The following is an 18225-nucleotide window of genomic DNA, read 5'->3' as shown; positions in this document are numbered from 1 at the left end:
CTCAGTCGTCGAGCGCGACCGTCGACGAGAGTGCCTCGTCGATCTCCGCGTCGGCCATCTTCTCGACGAGCGTCTCGATGACGGCGCTCCGACGGCCCTTCACGAACTTTATCGAGCCGACGACGAGGTGACCGCCGCCGGAGACGCCCGCCTCGGGGAGCTCCTCGTTGAGTTCGGTCACCATGTTCGGGATGTCGAGGCGGACCCCGTCGGACCGGAGCACGCAGAAGTCCGGGCCGTAGCCGATCGTGATGACCGGGTCGCCCGTCTCCTTGACGCGGGTGTCGTGGAGTTCACCGGTGGTCTTTCCGGGCGCCGGGTAGGTGAACCGGTGTGCGTACTCGTCGAGGTCGATCCGGTAGAGGTGCGCGCCGGAGGCGAGCCGCTCGTGTTCGACGTGGTCGTCGAGCGCGTCGAGCTGCCGGTCGACGTCGCGCTCGGCGCGCTCGGAGAGGAATTCGACGAGCTCCGCGTGACGCCCTTCGTCGTCGCAGCCGACGTTGAGCGCGTCGTTGACGAGGGTCTTCCCCTCGGAGTAGCGCAGCCAGTGAGCGGCGTAGTCGAGCGCCTCGCCGATGTCGAGCAGGTCGGACTCGTCGTAGCCGGCCTCGGCCGCGAGCGCGACGTAGTCGTCCATCGCCTCCGCCTTCGAGCGGTCGGAGAGCCCGGCGACGGCCGGGACGTGCTCCAGCTCCTCGGTGATCGACGGGTCGATCAGACGGGCGAGCTCGACGCACATCATCCCCGTGGTGACCCGGTAGTCCTCGCCGTGGAGGTACGGGTTGACGTGGGCGTCAAGCAGCGGCTCGACGGCCTCGGGGTCGGGGTGGTGGTGGTCGACGGTGGCGATGGGGATGTCGTAGTGCGCGAGGTTCTCGTAGGCGGGGACGTCCTCCTCCGTCGACCCGTTGTCGAGCATGAGCAGGAAGGGGAGCTTCTGGCCGTGGCGGGCGCGCCCCTCCAACGCGAAGTTCAGGTCGCGGGTGACGTCCTCCATCTCGTAGTACGGCGCCTTGCTCGGGAGCCGCTTGAACAGGTGCCGCGCCGCGTCGGGGTCCTCGTGGACGTCGCGGACGAAGTTCTCCAAGGCGAGCTGGACCGGGATCGCGGCGCACATCCCGTCGCCGTCGGCGTGGTGCCGGACGCGGATCGGCCGCCCGGCGAGGACGGTCCGGCGGAGCAGCCGGGCCAGCTCGCGGAGGTCGTCGTGTATCGGCTCGAACGCCTCCCACTCGACGAGGGGCTCCACGTCGGCGGGGGCGGCGCGCTCGTCGAGCGCGGCCTCGTACCGCTCGCGGGCGGCGGCGGCGCGCTCGTCCGGGAGTCGCCGCAGCGCGTCGACCTCCAGCTGGAGGACGTTCTCGCGGGTCTCGACCGTCCCGCTGACGTGGACCATGTCGCCGACGGCGACCTCGGGGTACGCGCGGACGCCGGCCTCCTCGAAGGCCGCACAGGAGACGACGCCGGAGGCGTCGGCGACGGCGAAGATCGTCGGACCGCCGGTCTGTTTGGCCTGGACGACCTCGCCCTCGACGGTCACCTCGTCGCCCGGGGAGAGCCCGCGGACGCGCGAGAGGGTCGGCTCGTGGGCGACGGCCTCGGTGCGGTAGTCGTCGAGGTCCTCGTCGTCGAACGCGACGTCGCCGTTCTCTTTCACCTCGGTCAGCCGGACGACCAGCCGGTCGCCGACCGCGTAGTCGCCGTCGAGGTTCGACTCGTGGACGAGCCCGGAGAGCGCGTCCGAGACGTCGACGAAGACGCCGTAGTCGACGACGCCGTTGACCTCTGCGTGGTACAGCGCGTCGACCTCGGCGTCTTCGAGCGTGCAGTCCGGTGCCAGATCGTAGACGGTCGGCCGGTCGTCGGCCGTCCCCTTCGCCGCGTCGGCGTCGGGTTCGGGGCTCGAATCGCCCCGCGTGCCGGAATCCCCGGCGGAGTTCTCGCTCATGGACGGATATCGGGAACGGCCGGTGTTAAGCCTGTTCTCTCGCGTCTCCGCCGCTCTCGACGCGCGGACGCGGTACCGGGTCGCGCTCGTCTCGCCAACTCGCCGTCGTCCGGTCCGGAACCCCTATGGGGCGACGGCGCCTTCGCTCGCGTATGCGACTGTTCCGCTCGGACGAGCTCCTCGGGATCGCCCGAGAGACGATGGAGTTCGTCCTCGAGGCGAGCGAGGAGACCCACCCCAACGAGTACATGGGGTTCCTCCGCGCGGACGACGCCCGCAAGCTCGACGTCGACCGAGACGGGCAGGTGATCACCGACGTCCTCGTCATCCCGGGTACCGAGTCGAACCCGACGAGCGCGAGCGTTCGCACGCACATGAAACCGAACGACATGCGCGCCGTCGGCTCCGTCCACTCGCACCCCAACGGCGTGCTCAGGCCGAGCGCGGCCGACCTCGCGACGTTCGGCCAGGGACGAGTCCACATCATCGTCGGCGCGCCCTACGGGTGGGGCGACTGGAAGGCGTTCGACAACGAGGGGAACCAGACCACCCTCGACGTGCTCGACGTGCCGATCCCCGACGAGCACTTCTTCGATTTCACCCAGGAGGACATCGACAGCGAACTCGTCGAAGACCGTCGCGACGACGGCGGCTTCCTCTCGTGGTTTCGATGACGCGGGTCGTCGCGCAGGGGACCTTCGACCTGCTCCACCCCGGCCACGTCCACTACCTCGAAGACGCGGCGACGTACGGCGACGAGCTCCACGCCATCGTGGCCCGGCGATCGAACGTCACGCACAAGCCGGAGCCGATCCTGTGTGCCCGCCAGCGGCGCGACACTGTCGCCGCCCTCGACGCGGTCGACGAGGCGCACCTCGGCGACCCGGAGGACGTGTTCGTCCCCATCGAGCGGATCGATCCGGACGTGATCGTGCTGGGATTCGACCAGCACCACGACGAAGAGCGGATCGCCGAGGCGCTGGCGGTCCGAGAGATCGACTGTCGGGTCGAGCGCGCGTCGGGACGGGAGCCGCGGTACGACGGCGAGCTGCTCTCCAGCGGCGACATCGTCGACCGGGTCCTCCGCCGACGCGGAGGGTCACGCGCCGAGGTCGACGATATCGAGCGGTAGGGCCACCGCTCGCGCCGGCCGCCCAGGTCGACCCGGCGTCGTCGGCGGGTGAAACCGGCGTTGTCGGCGCGCTGTACGGCGGTCGATAGCGGCGCGAGGCCGCGGATCCGCCGAAGCGCGGGACATATATGGGTCCGTTCCCAACTCCCTCCGAGTGACGAAATCCGACCGATTCCCCGCGGTTCTCGCGGCGACGGCGATGGGCGTGTACCTCCTGCTCGTCGCCGGCGCCACAACCTCGCTCACCGAGGCGGCAACGGCCTGCTCGGGCTGGCCGCTCTGTGGGGGCGGCGCGCTGCCCGCCGAGAGCGCCGGGTGGATCGCGCTCGGCCACCGCGCGGTCGCCGTCGTCGTCGGCGGCCTCGTGGTCCTCTCGGTCGCCCTCGCGTGGCGAGAGCGGGCGAGCCGTCGGGTCACCGCCGCGCTGGCGGTCGCCCTCCTGCTGTTCCCGGCCCAGTCGGGCGTCGGCGCGCTCGTCGCCGTCGGCGAGCTCCCCGCCGCGCTCGGCCCGGTCCACCTCCTCCTCGGCGTGGCGATCTTCGGCGCCGTCCTCGCCGCGCTCGCGTGGCGGCTGGAGGCCGAGACCGGCATCCCGGACGACGCCCCCGTCGACTTCCAGCCCGGGACCGACGACCTCCCGCCGATCGAGGAGGCGCCGGAACCGGAGATCCCGACGGGGACGGTCCCGCGGCTGCGGGCGACCGCCGGCGCCTACTTTCGAATGATGAAGCCCCGCCTGATGTGGCTGCTCTGTCTCGTCGCCGCCGCGGCGATGGCGCTGGCCGGCGGGTCGGGGTTCACCCCCTACGTCGTGGCCGCGACGCTCGCGGGCGGCGCGCTCTCTATCGGCGCGTCCGGGACGTTCAACCACGTGTTCGAGCGCGACGTCGACAGGCGGATGCAGCGCACCAGCGACCGCCCGCTCGCGACCGACCTCGTGCCGGTGTCCAACGCGCTCGCGTTCGGTCTGCTCTTGAGCGCCGTCTCGCTCGGGCTGTTCTGGACGGTGAACCCGCTGACGGCGGCGCTCGGACTGGTCGCCATCCTGTTTTACAGCGTCGTCTACACCCTCGTGTTGAAGCCGAAGACGGTGCAGAACACCGTCATCGGCGGGGCGGCCGGCGCGCTGCCGGCGCTCATCGGCTGGGCCGCGGTCACCGGCGAGGTCGGCGGCGGCGGGCTGCTGCTCGCCTTAGTCATCTTCCTGTGGACGCCCGCGCACTTTTACAACCTCGCGCTGGCCTACAAGGACGACTACGAGCGCGGCGGCTTCCCCATGATGCCCGTCGTCCGCGGCGAGACGGCGACGCGCCGTCACATCGTCTGGTACCTCGGGGCGACGCTCGTCGCCGCCGTCGCGCTCGCGGCGGTCGCCGAGCCGCTCGGCGCGCTCTACGCCGCCGTCGGCGTCGCGCTCGGCGCGGTGTTCCTGTGGGCCGTCGTCCGGCTTCACTACGAACAGACGGAAACGGCGGCGTTTCGCGCGTTTCACGCCTCGAACGCCTATCTCGGCCTGCTGCTTCTCGCCGTGGTGTTCGACGCGCTCGTGGTGTGATCGGACGCCCGGTGACGCGCGCCACACTGTTAAGACCGTTCGACGCGAAACGCACCCCGTATGACCCGAGTGGAGATCGAGTACTGCGTCCCGTGCGGCATGCTGAACCGCGCGCAGGACGTGTCGCGGGCGCTCTTAGAACAGTTCGGCGAGGGGCTCGACGAGGTCGCCCTGGTGACGGGCGAGAAGGGCGCGTTCGTCGTGCGCGCGGACGACGAGGTCGTCTTCGACAAGGCCGAAGACGAGTACGACGTCGACGCGATCGTGCGCGCCGTCAGGCCGTACGTCGGCGCGACGCCGTGACACCGACCGACGCCGACGCGTGACGCGCAGCGTCAGTCGTCCTCGTAAACCGGCCGCGCGGAGTTCGTCACCACGAGGACGCTGCTCGTCGCCATCGCGAGCGCGGCGAGCAGGGGGTTGAGCACGCCCGAAATCGCCATCGGAATCGCCACCGCGTTGTAGACGAACGCCCAGCCGAGGTTCTGCTTGAGCCGACGGTTCGTCCCGCGGGTGACAGCGAACAGCTCCGGGATCGCGGAGAGGCGGTCCTCCAGGAGGACGGCGTCCGCGGCGTCGGCCGCGAGGTCCGTGCCGCTCGCGACGGCGACGCCGAGGTCGGCCGCCGCGAGCGCCGGCGCGTCGTTGCTCCCGTCGCCGACCATGGCGACCCGCTCCGTCGCCGCGATCCGCCGGACGGTCTCGGCTTTCGCCTCCGGGGGCACCTCCGCGAAGACCTCGTCGACGGCCGGATGGGTCTCGAACCGCCGGGCGGCGGCGGGCGAGTCGCCGGTGAGCACCACGACGCGGCGTCCGCCGGTCGCGAGGTCGGTGACGACCTCTTCCCAGCCGTCGCGGACCTCGTCGCCGACGACGAGGACGCCGACGACCGACCCCTCCCAGCCGACGAAGACGGGGACGCGACCCTCGTCCCGAGCCGTCTCGCCGGCGGCCTCGAGCGACGCGGGGACCGTCCACTCCGCCCCGTCGAACAGCGACCGATGCCCGACGACGACCTCGTCGCCGTCGACTCGGCCGCGTACCCCCCTGTCGGTGACCGTCACGTCGGCGGCCGACGGAATCGGTCCGTCGGCGTCGTCGAGAACGCTCGTTCCGGCCGCCTTCGCCACGCCGCCGTCCGTCGCGAGCGTGGCGTCGCGCTCGGTTCCGCGTCGCGAGCCGGTCGGTCCCTCGTCGACGACGACTCCGTCGACGATCGCCTCGGCGATCGGGTGAGCCGAGGCGCGCTCGACCGCCGCCGCCCGGCGACGCACCTCGTCCGGCGACGCGCCGTCGGTGACGGCGTCGAGCATCCGCATCTCGCCGTCGGTGAGCGTCCCCGTCTTGTCGAGCACGACGACGTCGACGTCGGCCGCCTCCTCGAAGACGGCGTCCGAGACGATCACGATGCCGCGGCGGGCCGCGTCGCGGATCCCGGCGGCGATCGCGAGCGGCGTCGCGAGCCCGAGCGCGCAGGGACACGAGACGATGAGCACCGTGAGCCCGACCAGCGCGGCGTCGACAGGCGCCGAGCCGAGCGCGAAGGTCGCCGCCGCGCCGAGGGCGGCGACCGCGATGACGAGCGGAACGAAGGCGGTCGCGAGCTTGTCGACGAGCCGCTGGATGCCCGACCGCGAGCTCTGGATCTCCCACAGCAGCCGGACCAGCGTGTCGAGCGTGCTCGTCGCGTCCTCGCCGACGGCGACGACGACCGGCGCGTCGGTGACGACGGTCCCGCCGCGGACCTCGTCGCCCTCCCGCTTCGTCGCCGGGAGCGACTCGCCCGTGACGAGCGCCTCGTCGACGGCGGCGGTCCCCTCGACGACCGTCCCGTCGAAGGGCACGCGCTCGCCGGGCCGGACGAGGAGCCGGTCGGCCGGCTCGACCGCCTCGGCCGCGACGGTCTCGCCGTCCTCGGTACGGACGGTCCGGTCGCCGGCCGTCGCGAGCTCCGAGAGCATTCCGGTCGCGCGCCGCTTGATCAGCGACTCGTAGTGGTTGCCCGCGGTGACCACCAGAACCACGGCGATCGTCACGTCGAAGTAGAGGTCGGTGCGGCCGAGAAGGAGCGCGAGCGTGCTGTACGCGTACGAGCTGGCCGCCGCCAGCGACACCAGCAGGTCCATGTTCGGCCGCCGCGCCCGGAGGCTCACGTACGCGCCTCGCAGGATCGGGAAGCCGGTGTAAAAGAGGACGATCGAGGCGAACACCCACACCTGCGCGAACAGGTAGGTGCCGGAGACGCCGCCGAGCTCGAGGATCGGCTCGTACCCGAAGTAGGTCGGATACAGGAAGAGGACGTACCACAGCATCGCCATCATCCCGAAGAAGCCGCCGCCGATCAGGAACCGCACGACTGCGGCGTCGTCACCGGCCGGCTTCGGATCGCTCCGGTCGCTGGCGGTGTAGCCCGCCACGGAGAGGCGCTCCGGGAGCTCCTCGGCGCTCACCGCGTCGGGATCGTAGTCGACGCGGATCGTGTCCGTGGCGTAGCTCGCCGCGGCGGCCGCGACGCCCTCCTGTTCGCCGGCGGTCAGCTCGAGGAACGACTCGCAGGTCGCGCAGTGCATGCCGTCGACGTGGAGGAACGTCGTCTCGCCGTCGAAGTCGTCCGCCGGAGTCGCGTCCGGCCGACGTTCGTCGAGGTCGGCGGGGTCCGCCACGTCGTCGAGCGAGCGGGCGACCGCGAGGCAGCCGCGACAACAGTACTCGCCGTCCACGTCGGGGGCGACGTGGGGATCGTCGCCCGTGGGCAGGTCACAGAGGGTGCAGTTCGACATTGGGTTCGGGTCCGGCCTCCGACGGCGGCGCTACGCCTCCTCCGGATCCGACGCGTCCGAGGCGCCCGAACCGGGGCGGAGGCTCCCGCCGGTCGCGACCTGGAGGCTCCCCCAGATGATGAGCACGTTCACGAGCGTCACGGCGACGACGATCTCCGCCCGGTCGGCGAGGAACACCACCGCCGGGATGAGACCGCCCAACACCAGGAGCAGGGCCCGCTGGAGCGAGAATTCCATGTCGAAACGTTCGGGCCGGCGGGGATATATATCGTCCGTGTTTTCAGCCCCCGAGAACGGATAGACGTTATATATCTCTCAGTGTATAATCCGGTCCATGGGGCAAAACCAAGCCGCACACGCATCGACTGACGATGTGAGCGGTGACGAGGAGTTCGACCCGATCGGAACCCTCGCGCTAATCGGGATCTACTTCGTCATCCTGTTGCTCGCGTGGGTGTACATCTACTACATCGAGTTCCTCGGACGCGATCTGGTCGTCGTGGGGTGATCACGGATGCACATTCACGCCTACGAGAAGCTCTGGCTCGCGGCGTCGATCCTGCTCATTCTCCTGCTCATCGGCACGGTCACCTACGGCGCCGTCGGGCCGGGCGTCGCGATGGTGACCGACAGCGAGGAGCCGATCGACGCCACCGCCCTCGACGAGGACGACCGGTTCTCCGAGCCGCGCGTCGAGCAGGTCGGCGAGGACGAGTACGCGGCGTACGTCGTCGCCTACCAGTTCGCGTTCGAGCCCGACCCGATCGTCGTCCCCGAGGACAGCACGGTGACGTTCTACGTCACCTCTCAAGACGTGACGCACGGCTTCGAGGTCGTGGGGACGAACGCGAACACGATGGTGATTCCCGGCGAGGTCGCCGAGCTCACCGTCGAGGTGGACGAGCCGGGCGAGTACGGGGTCCTCTGTAACGAGTACTGCGGCGGCGGCCACCACGGGATGGAGGGCTCCTTCGAGGTCGTCAGCCAGTCCGAGTACGAAGAACAGGCCGGAGGTGACGAGGAATGAGCGAGGCGATCGAAGGCGACCGCAGCTTCGTCGACGAGTTCCCCCAGGAGGCGCGAATCGTCCGCGCCGCGCTCCTCAGCTCCTTTCTGGCGCTGGCGCTCGGCGCGCTGTTCGGTATCGTCCAGACGCTCCACCGGACCGGTATCTTCCGGGGGCTCGTCGACTCCACGGAGTACTACACCGTCCTGACCGCCCACGGGGTGTTCCTGGTGATCAGCTTCACGATATTCTTCCTCGTCGGGCTGTTCACGTGGGCGGTCGTGCGGAGCCTCGGTCGACCGCTCGTGAACATCAGGATCACGTGGACGTGGTACGCGATCATGGCGGTCGGGATGACGATGACCGGCGTCTCGATCCTCGCCGGCTTCACCGACGCGCTCGACATGAGCGCCGACGTGCTGTTCACCTTCTACGCGCCGCTGCAGGCGCACCCGCTGTTTTACGCCGGGCTCGCCGTCTTCATCGTCGGCACGTGGATCGCCGGCGCCGACTGGTTCCGGACGTGGCTCGCCTGGAAGCGCGAGCACCCCGACGAGCGGATCCCGCTGCAGACGTTCATGGTGCTGACGACGATGGCGATGTGGTACATCGCGTCGTCCGCCGTCGCCGCGTCGGTCCTGATCTTCCTGCTGCCGTGGTCGCTCGGACTCATCGAGTCGGTGAACCCCACGCTGACCCGGACGCTGTTCTGGTTCTTCGGCCACCCGGTGGTGTACTTCTGGCTGATGCCGGCGTACCTGCTGTGGTACACCGTGCTGCCCACGATCGCCGGCGGGCGGCTGTTCAGCGACCCGCTGGCGCGCGTCGTATTCGTGCTGTTCCTCCTCCTGTCTACCCCCGTCGGCATCCACCACCAGTACCTCGATCCGGGGATCGCGGAGGGGTTCAAGTTCATCTCGATGACGAACACGATGTTCCTCCTGTTGCCGAGCCTGCTCACGGCGTTCACGGTCGTCGCGAGCGTGGAGTACGGCGCGCGACAGCGCGGCGGGACGGGACTGCTCGGCTGGCTCACCGACCTCCCGTGGCGCAAGCCCGAGTTCACCGGGATGATGCTCGCGGGGCTGATGTTCGCCGCCGGCGGGTTCTCCGGGATGGTGAACGCCGGCATGAACATCAACTACATGATCCACAACACGATCTGGGTTCCGGGGCACTTCCACCTCACCGTCGGAACCGCCGTGGCGCTCACGTTCATGGCCGCGACCTACTGGATCTGGCCGCAGATCTCCAACAAGCCGATATACAGCCGACCGATCGGGCTCTTCCAGGTCGTCCTCTGGTTCATCGGCATGGCGCTGATGTCCAACGCGATGCACGCGCAGGGGATCCTGGGCGTCCCGCGCCGGACCGCGGAGCCCGAGTACTCCGGCTTCGACTACCCGGCGATGTTCGGCGGGTTCGAGGAGCTCAACGTCCAGATCGCCATCGGCGGGACGCTGCTTTTCGTCTCGACGGTGCTGTTCCTCGGGAACGTCGTCCTCACGATGGGGAACCCGCGGATCGCCGGGATCGGCGAGTCGCTGTCGCCGGCGCTGTCCGGGCCCGACGACGCCCCCTGGGTGCTCGACGACCTCCGGCTGTGGGTCGGCATCGCGCTGACGCTCGTCGTCCTCGCGTACGCGCTCCCGCTGGCGGCGATCGTCGAGCGCGGCGGGCTGCTCGGTCCGGGCGTCGACACGTACCCGGTGTGGCTCGCGCCCGCGCTCGACGCGCTCTCGGGCGCGGTGACCCCGCTCGTCGGAGCCGTCGGTGACGCCGCCGCCTCGCTCGTCGGGGTGGTCCGATGAGTGTCGACATGACCCGCGGCGGGCTCCTCGTCGCGCTCGCGGTGTTCGGCGTGATCGTCTACGAGCTCCGGACGGTGCTCGACTTCCTCGGCGTCGAGCTGCCGCTCATCCCGTACATGGGCGCCGTGTTCGCGCTCGCCGGCGTGGTGCTGTGGCTCGTCACGCTGACGGGCGGGTGGCGGGCCGAACCCGAGAGCGACGAGCCGGCGTAGCGGCGCGGCTCGTTCCCGCCGTCCCGAGCCGCGAGCGTTATGTGTCGCCCGGACAACGTCCAGTATGGACCGGACGCGCGTCACGGTGCGGTGTGCCGACTGCTCGTTCGAGGCGGGGTACGACCGGCTCCCGGCCGCGCGGGCCGCGCTCGACGACCACGAGTCGGCGACCGACCACGAGGTGACCTGGGACATCGAGTCGCTCGCCCCGGGAGTGTCGCAGGCCGGCGCCGACGCCGGCGTCTGCGGCCGCTCCGAGTGCGTCAACGAGGACTCGCCGCTCGTGAATCCCGAGCCGCCGGACCGGTAGCGCGGCGCGGACGGTCGCGGGCGGGCCGGTCTCGGGCGGCGTCACCGACCCTTTTCACCTCCCGGGGCGTCGATAGCCCCGTATGCCAACACGGACCGACCCGCTCACCTTCGGCGTGCTCGGCACCGCGGGAATCGCTCGGAAGGCGGTCATCCCGGCGATCGCGGCGAGCGACCACGCAGTCGGCGCGGTCGCGTCGCGCGACGCGGACCGGGCGGCGGCGTTCGCCGATGCGGCGTCGATACCGCGGAGCTACGGCTCCTACGAGGCCCTCCTCGACGACGACGCGCTCGACGCCGTCTACGTCCCGCTGCCGAACGGACTCCACGCCGAGTGGACGACGCGCGCGGCCGACGCCGGCCTCCACGTGCTCTGCGAGAAGCCGCTCGCCGTCGACGCGGTGGAGGCGCGGACGGTCGCGGACCGCTGTGAGGCGCGCGGCGTCACGCTGATGGAGGGGTTCATGTACCGGTACCACCCCCGGACCGAGCGAGCCCTCGAACTCGCCGAGCGGGAGCTGGAGGACGTGCGCACGGTGACCTCGACGTTCCGGTTCCCGCTGTACGACCGCCCTGACGACGTGCGACTCGACCCGGCGCTCGCCGGCGGATCGCTGATGGACGTCGGCTGTTACCCCGTGTCGCTCGTCAGGGCGGTCCTCGGCGATCCGGACCGGGCGTACGCGCACGCGAACGACACCCGGGACGCCGGCGTCGACACGGAGCTCGCGGGCGTGCTGGAGTACGCGGACGGTCGGTCGGCCCGGATCGGCTCCGGGTTCGACACGCGGCTCGTACAGCGGTACCGGATCGACGCGACGAACGGCTGGATCGCGGTCGAGCGGGCGTTCGACGCGCCCGACGACGAGCCGGTGGAGCTGACCTACGAGATCGACGGTCGGCGCGGCGTCGAGACGTTCGACCCCGTGGACCAGTACCGGCTGCAGGTGGAGCACTTCGCCGACCGCGTCGCCGACGACACCGCCCCCCTGACCGACGGCGCGGAGGCGGTCGCGAACATGCGGGTCATCGACGCGCTCGCCGAGAGCGCCGCCGAGGGCTGCCCGGTCGACGTATCGTGAAACGCGGCGGCGCGCGTCGAACCGCTCGACGAGCGGCTCGCGTCGAGCGAGCGTTTATCTGCACTCGGCACCAATAGTGTGTATAATGTCCAATACCACGGTCGGAGATTCCGAAGCGGGTGGAGACGGGAGTATCCGCGGTCCGACGTCGCTCGCCGACGGGGACGCCCTCGACGCGTTCGTCGCCGACGGGGAGGCCGCGCTCGTCGAGTTCTACACCAACGGGTGCAGCCTCTGTGACGGCATGAAGCCCGTCCTCGCGAACGTCGCCCGCGACCTCGGCGTCGACGCCGGCCTGATCAACCCGCGGGACGACCCGCCGCTCGTCGAGCGGTTCGACGTGCGGAGCGTCCCGCTGTTCGTGCTGTTCGTGGACGGCGAGCCGGTGGCGCGCCGCGCGGAGGGGTTTGTTCCCGGCGACGAGCTCGCGGCGTGGGTCCGCGAGCACGTCGAGTGAGCGGTCGCTGAGTGCCCGGTTACGGAGCGGGCGACGGGCGCGTCGCTACCGAGTCGAGGGCGAAACGGAACGGAACGGAACGGAAACGCGTCCGAACACCGGGTGAGGACGCGGCGGTAACGGTCCTACAGCCGACCGACGTTCTCGACGGAGACCGACTCGACGCCCTCGACGTCGACGAACGCCTCCTCGACCGCCTCGGTGCCGCCCGCGCCGTCGGGGACGATGACGGTCGGCAGTAGGGCGACGAGGCCGAACGCGACGTCGTCGCGCTGGAAGCCGCGGATCTTCGCGCCCTGCGGGAGCGACTCCTCCAGTCGGTCCTGGAGGTCGTCGAGGTCCACCTCGGGGCTGTTCGGCATGACCTTGATCTTGGCGGCGACGTCTCCCATGCTAGGGCCCTCGGAAGCCGCAGTCGTGACACTCGTAGAGGTTGCTCTGCTTCCGGCACTTCGCGCACCGGTGGATCGTCGCCCCGCAGTCCGGACAGGAGAACCGCGCGGCGTTCATACCGGCCACCTGAATACCACAGGAGACACACTGTCGGGTGCCCTGCGTTTCACTCTCGCTCATACACAGAACCACCACCGCGCGACTTTTAACCGTTGTTCTTTGGGGTCGGCCGCCCTGTGCCCGTCTCGCACGCGCAAGCGCCGCGGACGTCCGGCTCGTCGCTCCCCGCGTCAGCCCGCGATCAGCGGTCCGATCAGCACGCCCATCAGGTGGACCCGCCGGGCGCCGATCCGCGGCGGAACGAGCCCCAGCGCGCCGGCGACGAGGAAGACGCCGACGCCGAACGCGCCCGCGAACGCGAAGGAGACGCCGACGAGCAGCGCCAGCACGCCGATCGACAGGCGGGTGTAGTCCGCGTTCCCGACGACGCGGAGGTGGGCGTCGCCAGCGAGCAGGACGAGCGCGAAGCCGCAGGCCGCGGCGGTCCCCGCGGCGACGAGGAGGATCGGGAGCGCGAAGGGGACCTCGGCGCGGTCGATCGCGACGGTGACGCCCGTCCGCGGCGTGCCCAGCGCGACGAGCGCGAACAGCGCGAAGATCGTGTTCGCCGTGTTGGCGCCGCTCGTGGCGACGACGAACCCGCGGTCGCCCTCCGAGCGCGGGACCGCCGGCAGCGCGGCGACGGCGGCGATCGCCGCGGAGACGCCGGGAACGTAGCCGACCACCGCCCCCGCGAGCGACCCGGCGCCGGCGCTCACGCCGAGGTCCCGGCGGCCCATCGTGATCCGGGCGTCGGCCTGCGGCGGGACGCCCTCGCCGCCGAGCGCGTCGACGAGCACGGGCGCGCCGAACAGCCCCGCGAACAGCGGCGCGAGGGGCGCGAACCCGAGCGCGGCGCTCGCGAGGAACGCGAGGAACCCGCCGACTGCGGCTTGCTTCGACGACTCCGTGAGCACGAGGAAGGCGACGACGCCGGCCAGAAGCAGCGGGAGGTGCGCCCGCACCGACGGGTAGCCGCGCGCCATGGCCCACGTGATCGGGACGGCGAGGGGGACTGCGAGCGCGACCGCCAGCCCGGACCCGACCGCCGAGAGCCGGATCGCCTCGCGCCCGCGACCCGCGATCACCAGCCTGTGTCCCGGCAGCGCCGCGACCGCCGTCGCCGCGTCGGGGACGCCGAGCGCGAGCGCAGGGACGATGTCGAGGAACGAGTGGACCACGCCCGCGGCGAGCATCGCCACGCCGACGAGCAGCGGGTCGGCCGGAATCGAGGGGGCGAGCCCCGCGAGCAGCAGCGCGAAGTTGTTGGCGTGGAGTCCCGGAACGAGCCCGCTGAGCGTCCCGAGCGTCACGCCTCCACATAGAAACGCGAGCGCGGCCGCCGCGAACGCCGGGTCGACGACGGGGCGGACGAGTGCGTCCATCGCGGCGAGGTGGCCCCGGCTTGGGTGATAAGCGTGGGGTGATCGGGGACACAGCGCCGCCGCTCGACGTGCGGTGAGACGAGCGGTCGATAATCGAACTCGCTTACGCGTTCTGGGCCGCCTGCGCCTTCTTCTGAGTGACGTAGCCGGCGATCCGGTTGCGGACGCCCTTCGACTCGACGGTGGTCAGGGCCGTGACGCTCTCCTTGTTCGTCTCGAAGTCCGTGTTGAACGAGTCGGGATACTGCTCCAGCAGGACGTTCCCGAGCTGCTTGATGTACTTGGGTTTGATGGCCATACCGAGCGATACCGCCGGGCCGAACTAAAAGGGTTCGTTCCGCCGCGAGCGGCCGCGAGGCGGTATCACGGCGGCCCGTCGCGCTGCGCGGTCGCTCACGCGTCGTCGGCGCACCCGTCGACGCCCCCCCGCTTGTCCGCGAGCGCTCGCCAGCCGGTCGCCTCGTCGATGCGCGCGAACGCCTCGCGCTCGGCCGGCCCGCCGCACCGCTCGACCACGTCCGCGAAGTACGTCAGGCGGTCGAGGAGCTCGTCGGCGTCGAAGCCGGACACGTCGAGCCGCGAGGCCGCCACCGTCGCGTCGACGACCGCGCCGAAGCCGCGGTTGACCGTCGGCACGCGCTCGTCGCGGGTCCCGCTCTCGACCGGATCGAGCGCCCACGTCCGGACCGTGGTGTCCCCCTCTGTCTCGCGTCCGACCTCCTCGACGGTCACCTCGACCCACGCGTCGGCCGTCGGAAGTACGGGGTCGTCCGCCTCGCGGACCGTCAGCGCGGCGTCGACGAACGTCCGGGGATCCGTCGTGAACTGGACGACGCCGCCGCCGCGCTCGGTGAAGTTCCGCCACGTCCGCGTGCGTCCGTAGGTCCGCGCAGTCACGGGGGCGTTGGGCTCGGCCGGCGCGTGGAGCCCGAGCGCCGCGACGTTCCAGCGGCCGTTCGGGCCGAGCGTCGTCACGACCGACTCGGTGACGCCGCGGAGGGCGACCGGCCAGCCGTCGGGGGCGGAGGCGACGCCCTCCCGGTCGGCGGCGTTCCCGTCGCTCACGGCGCCACCCCCGCGCCGCGTCGGAGCGCGACGTACAGGGCCGCGCAGGTGAGGTCCGCGGTCGTCCCGGGGTTGATCCCCTCGTCGACGAACGCCGTCGCCAGCGCCTCGGCGGCGTCGAGGTCGGCCCCGTGGACCGCGGCGACGTCGAGGTCGGCCGCGACGGCGAGTCCGTCGGTGCCGATCCCCGCTCCGTCGAGGAGCGCGGCGGCCCGAGCGCTCGCCTCGCGGGCCGTCTCGGGGCCGTGGGTCGCGGCGACCAGCGTGTCGGGCTCGGCCGCGAGCAGCCCGAGGAACGCCCGCGCGGCGCGGTCCGTCAGCGGTCCCGTATCGGTCCGGATCCACTCGGCGGCGCGGAACGTCCGCGGGAACCCCCCGACCCACTCCTGTGCGTTGCGATCGGGGACCTCGTCGGGATCCCCCGAACCGTCGGAACGGGCCGAGATCGCCATCACGTCCCGGAGCGTCATCGCCCGCTCGCGGAGCGCTGGCGCCGCGTCGCTCCCGCGACGCACGTCGAGGTCGGTCGCGCCCGCGGGAGGGTCCGCGACCGCGACGTCGACGTGCTCGAACGCGCGGTAGAACGCCACCGCGTCGTCGACGGTCGTCTCGCGGGTCACGCGGTCGACGGCGGCGGGGGTGAGGGAGGAGGGCGGACGGTCCGCGGACGGGTCGTCGCCCGCGACGGTCGCGCGGAGCAGCGGGACGAGGAGCAGCAGACAGCCGAACTGCGTGTTCGTCCCCGCGCGGTCGGCCATCCCCGCCACCGCGCGCTCGAAGGCGTCGCCGACGGACGCCTCGCCGCTCCCGGCCAGTTCGAGCCCCTCGCGGGCGCCGACCGCGCCGCCGAGGAACGACTCGAACCGGAGGTCACCCAGGTCCCGCCGGCGGTCGACGTTGCCGGGCTTGGGGGTGCCGGCGACTTCGAGCAGGAGCGCGAGGGTCGCGTCGTCGACCGGGTCGCGGTCGGTTCCGCGGCCGTCCGGGCTGTCGTCCGCGACGTCGCCCGTCGCGTCGTCGCGCGTCACGGCGACGCCCCCGGTCGTCCCGCCCACTCGCCGACCGACAGCTCGCCGTCGCGCCACGCGCGAACCGCCTCGGCGACGCGCGCGAGTTCCGCGGGGCGCTCCGTCGGCCGTCCGACGCTGACGGCGTCGGCCCCGTGGGCGGCGTACTCGGCCACCGTCTCGCGGCCGCGGACGCCGTTGTTGGCGATCACGGTGAGGTCGGCTCGGGCCGCCTCGTCGTCCGTCCTCGGGCCCGCGTCGGCGTCCGCGGTCAGCTCCCCGACCACGGCCTCCGAGTCCATCGCGTCGACGTGGAGCCAGTCCGCCCCGGCTTCCGCGACCGCGTCCGCGACGGCGACGAGGTCGACGCCGGGGACCTCGGCGCGGACCTTCACGCTCGTCGTCGCGCCGGCCTCGGCCGCGGCGGCGACGTACTCGGCGAGTCGGCCCGGATCGCGGAGGAGGGACTCGCCGCAGCCGACCGCCCGCAGCTCCGGCTGTCGGCAGTGCGCGTTGATCTCGCAGACCGCGTCCCGCTCGGCGCAGCGCATCGCAGCCTCGCCGACCGGCTCGACGGTCGCGCTCCGGACGTGGACGCCGGGGCGGACCGGCGCGTCGGAGAGCCGGTCCAGCTGCCCGTCGATCCACGCGAGCGGGTCCTCTGGGAGAAACTCCGACCGCCCGCGGTCGACGAGGTCGCGCGCGGCCGCCCGACTCGACGGGTCGAGCGCGATCCCGCCGAGCACCGCGGCGTCGACGTGGGGGGCCGCGGCGCGCGCCCAGTCCGCGTCGGCCGCGCCGCTGAGGCTGGCGGCGACGAGGAACGGAGCCGAGCCAGCGTCTCCGTTCGTCGTCACTCAGTCACCTCCGCGTCCGTAGTCGTCGCCTCCGTGGTCGTCGCGTCCGTCACCGCCGCCAGCGCGCGCTCGCAGGCCCGGGCGACGCGTTCGGCGTCGTCCGGGTCGTCGATCCGGGTGTCGGTGCGCTCGACGTGCCGATCGGGGAGGTCGGTCGGGTCGGCCGCATCGAGGACGAACGCGTCCGCGAACGGGTACGCGTCGGCGACGCCCGCGGTCGACGGCTCGCGGCCGACGCCGGCCATCAGGTCGGCCGCCGGGCCGGAGAAGACCTCGTCGCCGACGAACGGCGAAACGGCGACGATTGGGGAGTCGGCCAGCGCCGCCTCGAACCCGGGGAGCGCGAGCATCGGGCCGATGCTCGTCACCGGGTTCGAGGGGCCGATCACGACCGGGTCGGCGAGCGCGTCCAGCACGGCGTCGGTCGGTTCGGCGTCCTCGGCGCCGCGGAACTCGACGTCGGCGACGGCGGGCTCGCCGCGGCGGGCGACCCAGTACTCCTGGAAGTGCATCGTCTCGCCGGCGGCGGTGTGGACCAGCGTCGCGACCGGGTCGTCGGACATCGGGAGGAGTTCGACGGAGAGACCGAAGGCGTCCGCGAGGAGGCTGATCGCCTCGGTGAGCGTGCGCCCCTCGTCGAGCAGGCTCGTGCGCGTGACGTGGACCGCGCGGTCGCGGTCGCCGATCTCCATGAACTCGCCGACGCCGGAGAAGCGCCGCCAGCGAGCGATCTCGCGGCCGGTCGTCTGCACGTCGGCGTCGAGGTACCGGGGGGTCGTTCCGAGACCGATCTCCTCGGCGAGCCGGCGCAGCTCCGCGTGGGTCGCGGTCGTGTCGTCAGCGATCCCCCACCACGTCTCGCGGTCGAGGACGTCCCCGCCGGCGAACAGCACGGTGTCGACGTCGGGACAGACGAGGTGACCGCCGAGCTCGACGTCGTCGCCCGTGTTGGCGACGACCGTCACCGCTCCGGGGTCCCACACGCGGGTCGCCCCGTCGAGGAGCTTCGGCGTCCCCGTGCCGCCGGCGAGCAACGTGACCATACCCGCGAAACGCGGGCGACGGATTTGTATCCTCGCCTCCGCGGTGACGCGCGTCGGCGAGCGGTCTGGCAGACCGGAGAGACG

Annotated in this window: 22 protein-coding genes; 11 read left to right on the top strand and 11 right to left on the bottom strand. The window is 71.8% G+C overall.

Annotation, left to right across the window (positions count from 1 at the left end):
• Position 1 precedes the first annotated feature (1 nt).
• Positions 2–1948 (bottom strand): OB-fold nucleic acid binding domain-containing protein, encoded by a 1947-nt coding sequence (locus tag U4E84_RS03715; protein ID WP_322530753.1) that lies wholly within the window; start codon positions 1946–1948, stop codon positions 2–4.
• Positions 1949–2100: 152 nt separating this feature from the next.
• Between U4E84_RS03715 and U4E84_RS03710 the strand changes: the two genes are divergently transcribed.
• The 4 genes from U4E84_RS03710 (at position 2101) to U4E84_RS03695 (ending at position 4938) form a co-directional block, all read left to right on the top strand.
• Positions 2101–2622, top strand: coding sequence for a Mov34/MPN/PAD-1 family protein (locus U4E84_RS03710; protein ID WP_322530752.1), 522 nt, complete (start codon positions 2101–2103; stop codon positions 2620–2622).
• Positions 2619–3080, top strand: coding sequence for an adenylyltransferase/cytidyltransferase family protein (locus tag U4E84_RS03705; RefSeq protein WP_322530751.1), 462 nt, complete (start codon positions 2619–2621; stop codon positions 3078–3080). The genes U4E84_RS03710 and U4E84_RS03705 overlap by 4 nt, the downstream gene beginning before the upstream one ends.
• A gap of 154 nt (positions 3081–3234) precedes the next feature.
• Positions 3235–4635, top strand: coding sequence for a heme o synthase (locus tag U4E84_RS03700; RefSeq protein ID WP_322530750.1), 1401 nt, complete (start codon positions 3235–3237; stop codon positions 4633–4635).
• Between the two features lie 60 nt (positions 4636–4695).
• Entirely contained in the window at positions 4696–4938 is a 243-nt protein-coding gene (locus U4E84_RS03695) for an Rdx family protein (RefSeq protein ID WP_322530749.1), read from the top strand.
• Positions 4939–4970: 32 nt separating this feature from the next.
• Here U4E84_RS03695 and U4E84_RS03690 read toward each other — a convergent pair whose 3' ends face one another.
• Together U4E84_RS03690 and U4E84_RS03685 are read right to left on the bottom strand one after the other, a co-directional pair.
• Entirely contained in the window at positions 4971–7415 is a 2445-nt protein-coding gene (locus tag U4E84_RS03690; protein WP_322530748.1) for a cation-translocating P-type ATPase, read from the bottom strand.
• Positions 7416–7445: 30 nt separating this feature from the next.
• Positions 7446–7652 carry a hypothetical protein gene (locus tag U4E84_RS03685; RefSeq protein WP_322530747.1) on the bottom strand — a complete coding sequence of 69 codons (207 nt, stop codon included), beginning with the start codon at positions 7650–7652 and terminating at the stop codon, positions 7446–7448.
• A gap of 97 nt (positions 7653–7749) precedes the next feature.
• On the opposite strand from U4E84_RS03685, the gene U4E84_RS03680 reads away from it, so the two are divergent.
• From U4E84_RS03680 to U4E84_RS03650, 7 genes are all read left to right on the top strand, one after another.
• Positions 7750–7923 carry a hypothetical protein gene (locus tag U4E84_RS03680; RefSeq protein WP_322530746.1) on the top strand — a complete coding sequence of 58 codons (174 nt, stop codon included), beginning with the start codon at positions 7750–7752 and terminating at the stop codon, positions 7921–7923.
• 6 nt (positions 7924–7929) lie between these two features.
• Positions 7930–8442: a cytochrome c oxidase subunit II gene (locus U4E84_RS03675; RefSeq protein WP_322530745.1), complete on the top strand. Its 513-nt coding sequence runs from the start codon at positions 7930–7932 to the stop codon at positions 8440–8442.
• Positions 8439–10232 carry a b(o/a)3-type cytochrome-c oxidase subunit 1 gene (locus tag U4E84_RS03670; RefSeq protein WP_322530744.1) on the top strand — a complete coding sequence of 598 codons (1794 nt, stop codon included), beginning with the start codon at positions 8439–8441 and terminating at the stop codon, positions 10230–10232. Before U4E84_RS03675 ends, U4E84_RS03670 begins: the two co-directional genes overlap by 4 nt.
• A complete protein-coding gene (locus U4E84_RS03665) occupies positions 10229–10444 on the top strand; it encodes a CbaC protein (protein ID WP_322530743.1) in 216 nt (71 codons plus the stop codon). The genes U4E84_RS03670 and U4E84_RS03665 overlap by 4 nt, the downstream gene beginning before the upstream one ends.
• 64 nt (positions 10445–10508) lie before the next feature.
• Positions 10509–10754, top strand: coding sequence for a hypothetical protein (locus tag U4E84_RS03660; RefSeq protein ID WP_322530742.1), 246 nt, complete (start codon positions 10509–10511; stop codon positions 10752–10754).
• 82 nt (positions 10755–10836) lie between these two features.
• The gene (locus U4E84_RS03655; protein WP_322530741.1) at positions 10837–11835 is read left to right on the top strand and encodes a Gfo/Idh/MocA family oxidoreductase; all 999 of its coding nucleotides are present in this window, start codon (positions 10837–10839) and stop codon (positions 11833–11835) included.
• Positions 11836–11920: 85 nt separating this feature from the next.
• Positions 11921–12292 (top strand): thioredoxin family protein, encoded by a 372-nt coding sequence (locus U4E84_RS03650; RefSeq protein ID WP_322530740.1) that lies wholly within the window; start codon positions 11921–11923, stop codon positions 12290–12292.
• A gap of 125 nt (positions 12293–12417) precedes the next feature.
• Here U4E84_RS03650 and U4E84_RS03645 read toward each other — a convergent pair whose 3' ends face one another.
• From U4E84_RS03645 to cofD, 8 genes are all read right to left on the bottom strand, one after another.
• Complete coding sequence (locus tag U4E84_RS03645) at positions 12418–12684, bottom strand: elongation factor 1-beta (RefSeq protein WP_322530739.1); 267 nt, start codon at positions 12682–12684, stop codon at positions 12418–12420.
• A gap of 1 nt (position 12685) precedes the next feature.
• Complete coding sequence (locus U4E84_RS03640; protein ID WP_092565370.1) at positions 12686–12865, bottom strand: HVO_2753 family zinc finger protein; 180 nt, start codon at positions 12863–12865, stop codon at positions 12686–12688.
• Positions 12866–12975: 110 nt separating this feature from the next.
• Positions 12976–14169, bottom strand: coding sequence for a tripartite tricarboxylate transporter permease (locus U4E84_RS03635; protein ID WP_322530738.1), 1194 nt, complete (start codon positions 14167–14169; stop codon positions 12976–12978).
• A gap of 103 nt (positions 14170–14272) precedes the next feature.
• The gene (locus tag U4E84_RS03630) at positions 14273–14467 is read right to left on the bottom strand and encodes a 30S ribosomal protein S17e (protein ID WP_322530737.1); all 195 of its coding nucleotides are present in this window, start codon (positions 14465–14467) and stop codon (positions 14273–14275) included.
• Positions 14468–14562: 95 nt separating this feature from the next.
• Positions 14563–15234, bottom strand: a complete 672-nt coding sequence (locus U4E84_RS03625; RefSeq protein WP_322530736.1) for a DUF447 domain-containing protein — start codon at positions 15232–15234, stop codon at positions 14563–14565.
• Positions 15231–16262, bottom strand: coding sequence for a triphosphoribosyl-dephospho-CoA synthase (locus tag U4E84_RS03620; protein WP_322530735.1), 1032 nt, complete (start codon positions 16260–16262; stop codon positions 15231–15233). Before U4E84_RS03620 ends, U4E84_RS03625 begins: the two co-directional genes overlap by 4 nt.
• Complete coding sequence (locus U4E84_RS03615) at positions 16259–17098, bottom strand: tRNA-dihydrouridine synthase (protein WP_322530734.1); 840 nt, start codon at positions 17096–17098, stop codon at positions 16259–16261. The genes U4E84_RS03620 and U4E84_RS03615 overlap by 4 nt, the downstream gene beginning before the upstream one ends.
• The gene (gene cofD, locus U4E84_RS03610) at positions 17095–18141 is read right to left on the bottom strand and encodes a 2-phospho-L-lactate transferase (protein WP_322530733.1); all 1047 of its coding nucleotides are present in this window, start codon (positions 18139–18141) and stop codon (positions 17095–17097) included. The genes U4E84_RS03615 and cofD overlap by 4 nt, the downstream gene beginning before the upstream one ends.
• Positions 18142–18225 lie beyond the last annotated feature (84 nt).

This window comes from Halorubrum sp. AD140, from assembly GCF_034497445.1.
Lineage (GTDB): Archaea > Halobacteriota > Halobacteria > Halobacteriales > Haloferacaceae > Halorubrum.
Note: the sequence above shows the minus strand (reverse complement) of the source record. Positions and strands in the feature narration are given on the sequence as shown.

Bases quoted from the DNA above. Each gene is read 5' to 3' on its own strand.
- U4E84_RS03670 (WP_322530744.1), top strand. From the start codon at position 8,439: ATGAGCGAGGCGATCGAAGGCGACCGCAGCTTCGTCGACGAGTTCCCC.
- U4E84_RS03645 (WP_322530739.1), bottom strand. From the start codon at position 12,684: ATGGGAGACGTCGCCGCCAAGATCAAGGTCATGCCGAACAGCCCCGAG.
- U4E84_RS03640 (WP_092565370.1), bottom strand. From the start codon at position 12,865: ATGAGCGAGAGTGAAACGCAGGGCACCCGACAGTGTGTCTCCTGTGGT.
- U4E84_RS03655 (WP_322530741.1), top strand. From the start codon at position 10,837: ATGCCAACACGGACCGACCCGCTCACCTTCGGCGTGCTCGGCACCGCG.
- U4E84_RS03705 (WP_322530751.1), top strand. From the start codon at position 2,619: ATGACGCGGGTCGTCGCGCAGGGGACCTTCGACCTGCTCCACCCCGGC.
- U4E84_RS03665 (WP_322530743.1), top strand. From the start codon at position 10,229: ATGAGTGTCGACATGACCCGCGGCGGGCTCCTCGTCGCGCTCGCGGTG.
- U4E84_RS03660 (WP_322530742.1), top strand. From the start codon at position 10,509: ATGGACCGGACGCGCGTCACGGTGCGGTGTGCCGACTGCTCGTTCGAG.
- U4E84_RS03710 (WP_322530752.1), top strand. From the start codon at position 2,101: ATGCGACTGTTCCGCTCGGACGAGCTCCTCGGGATCGCCCGAGAGACG.
- U4E84_RS03635 (WP_322530738.1), bottom strand. From the start codon at position 14,169: ATGGACGCACTCGTCCGCCCCGTCGTCGACCCGGCGTTCGCGGCGGCC.
- U4E84_RS03690 (WP_322530748.1), bottom strand. From the start codon at position 7,415: ATGTCGAACTGCACCCTCTGTGACCTGCCCACGGGCGACGATCCCCAC.
- U4E84_RS03675 (WP_322530745.1), top strand. From the start codon at position 7,930: ATGCACATTCACGCCTACGAGAAGCTCTGGCTCGCGGCGTCGATCCTG.
- U4E84_RS03695 (WP_322530749.1), top strand. From the start codon at position 4,696: ATGACCCGAGTGGAGATCGAGTACTGCGTCCCGTGCGGCATGCTGAAC.
- U4E84_RS03715 (WP_322530753.1), bottom strand. From the start codon at position 1,948: ATGAGCGAGAACTCCGCCGGGGATTCCGGCACGCGGGGCGATTCGAGC.
- cofD (WP_322530733.1), bottom strand. From the start codon at position 18,141: ATGGTCACGTTGCTCGCCGGCGGCACGGGGACGCCGAAGCTCCTCGAC.
- U4E84_RS03685 (WP_322530747.1), bottom strand. From the start codon at position 7,652: ATGGAATTCTCGCTCCAGCGGGCCCTGCTCCTGGTGTTGGGCGGTCTC.
- U4E84_RS03680 (WP_322530746.1), top strand. From the start codon at position 7,750: ATGGGGCAAAACCAAGCCGCACACGCATCGACTGACGATGTGAGCGGT.
- U4E84_RS03630 (WP_322530737.1), bottom strand. From the start codon at position 14,467: ATGGCCATCAAACCCAAGTACATCAAGCAGCTCGGGAACGTCCTGCTG.
- U4E84_RS03650 (WP_322530740.1), top strand. From the start codon at position 11,921: ATGTCCAATACCACGGTCGGAGATTCCGAAGCGGGTGGAGACGGGAGT.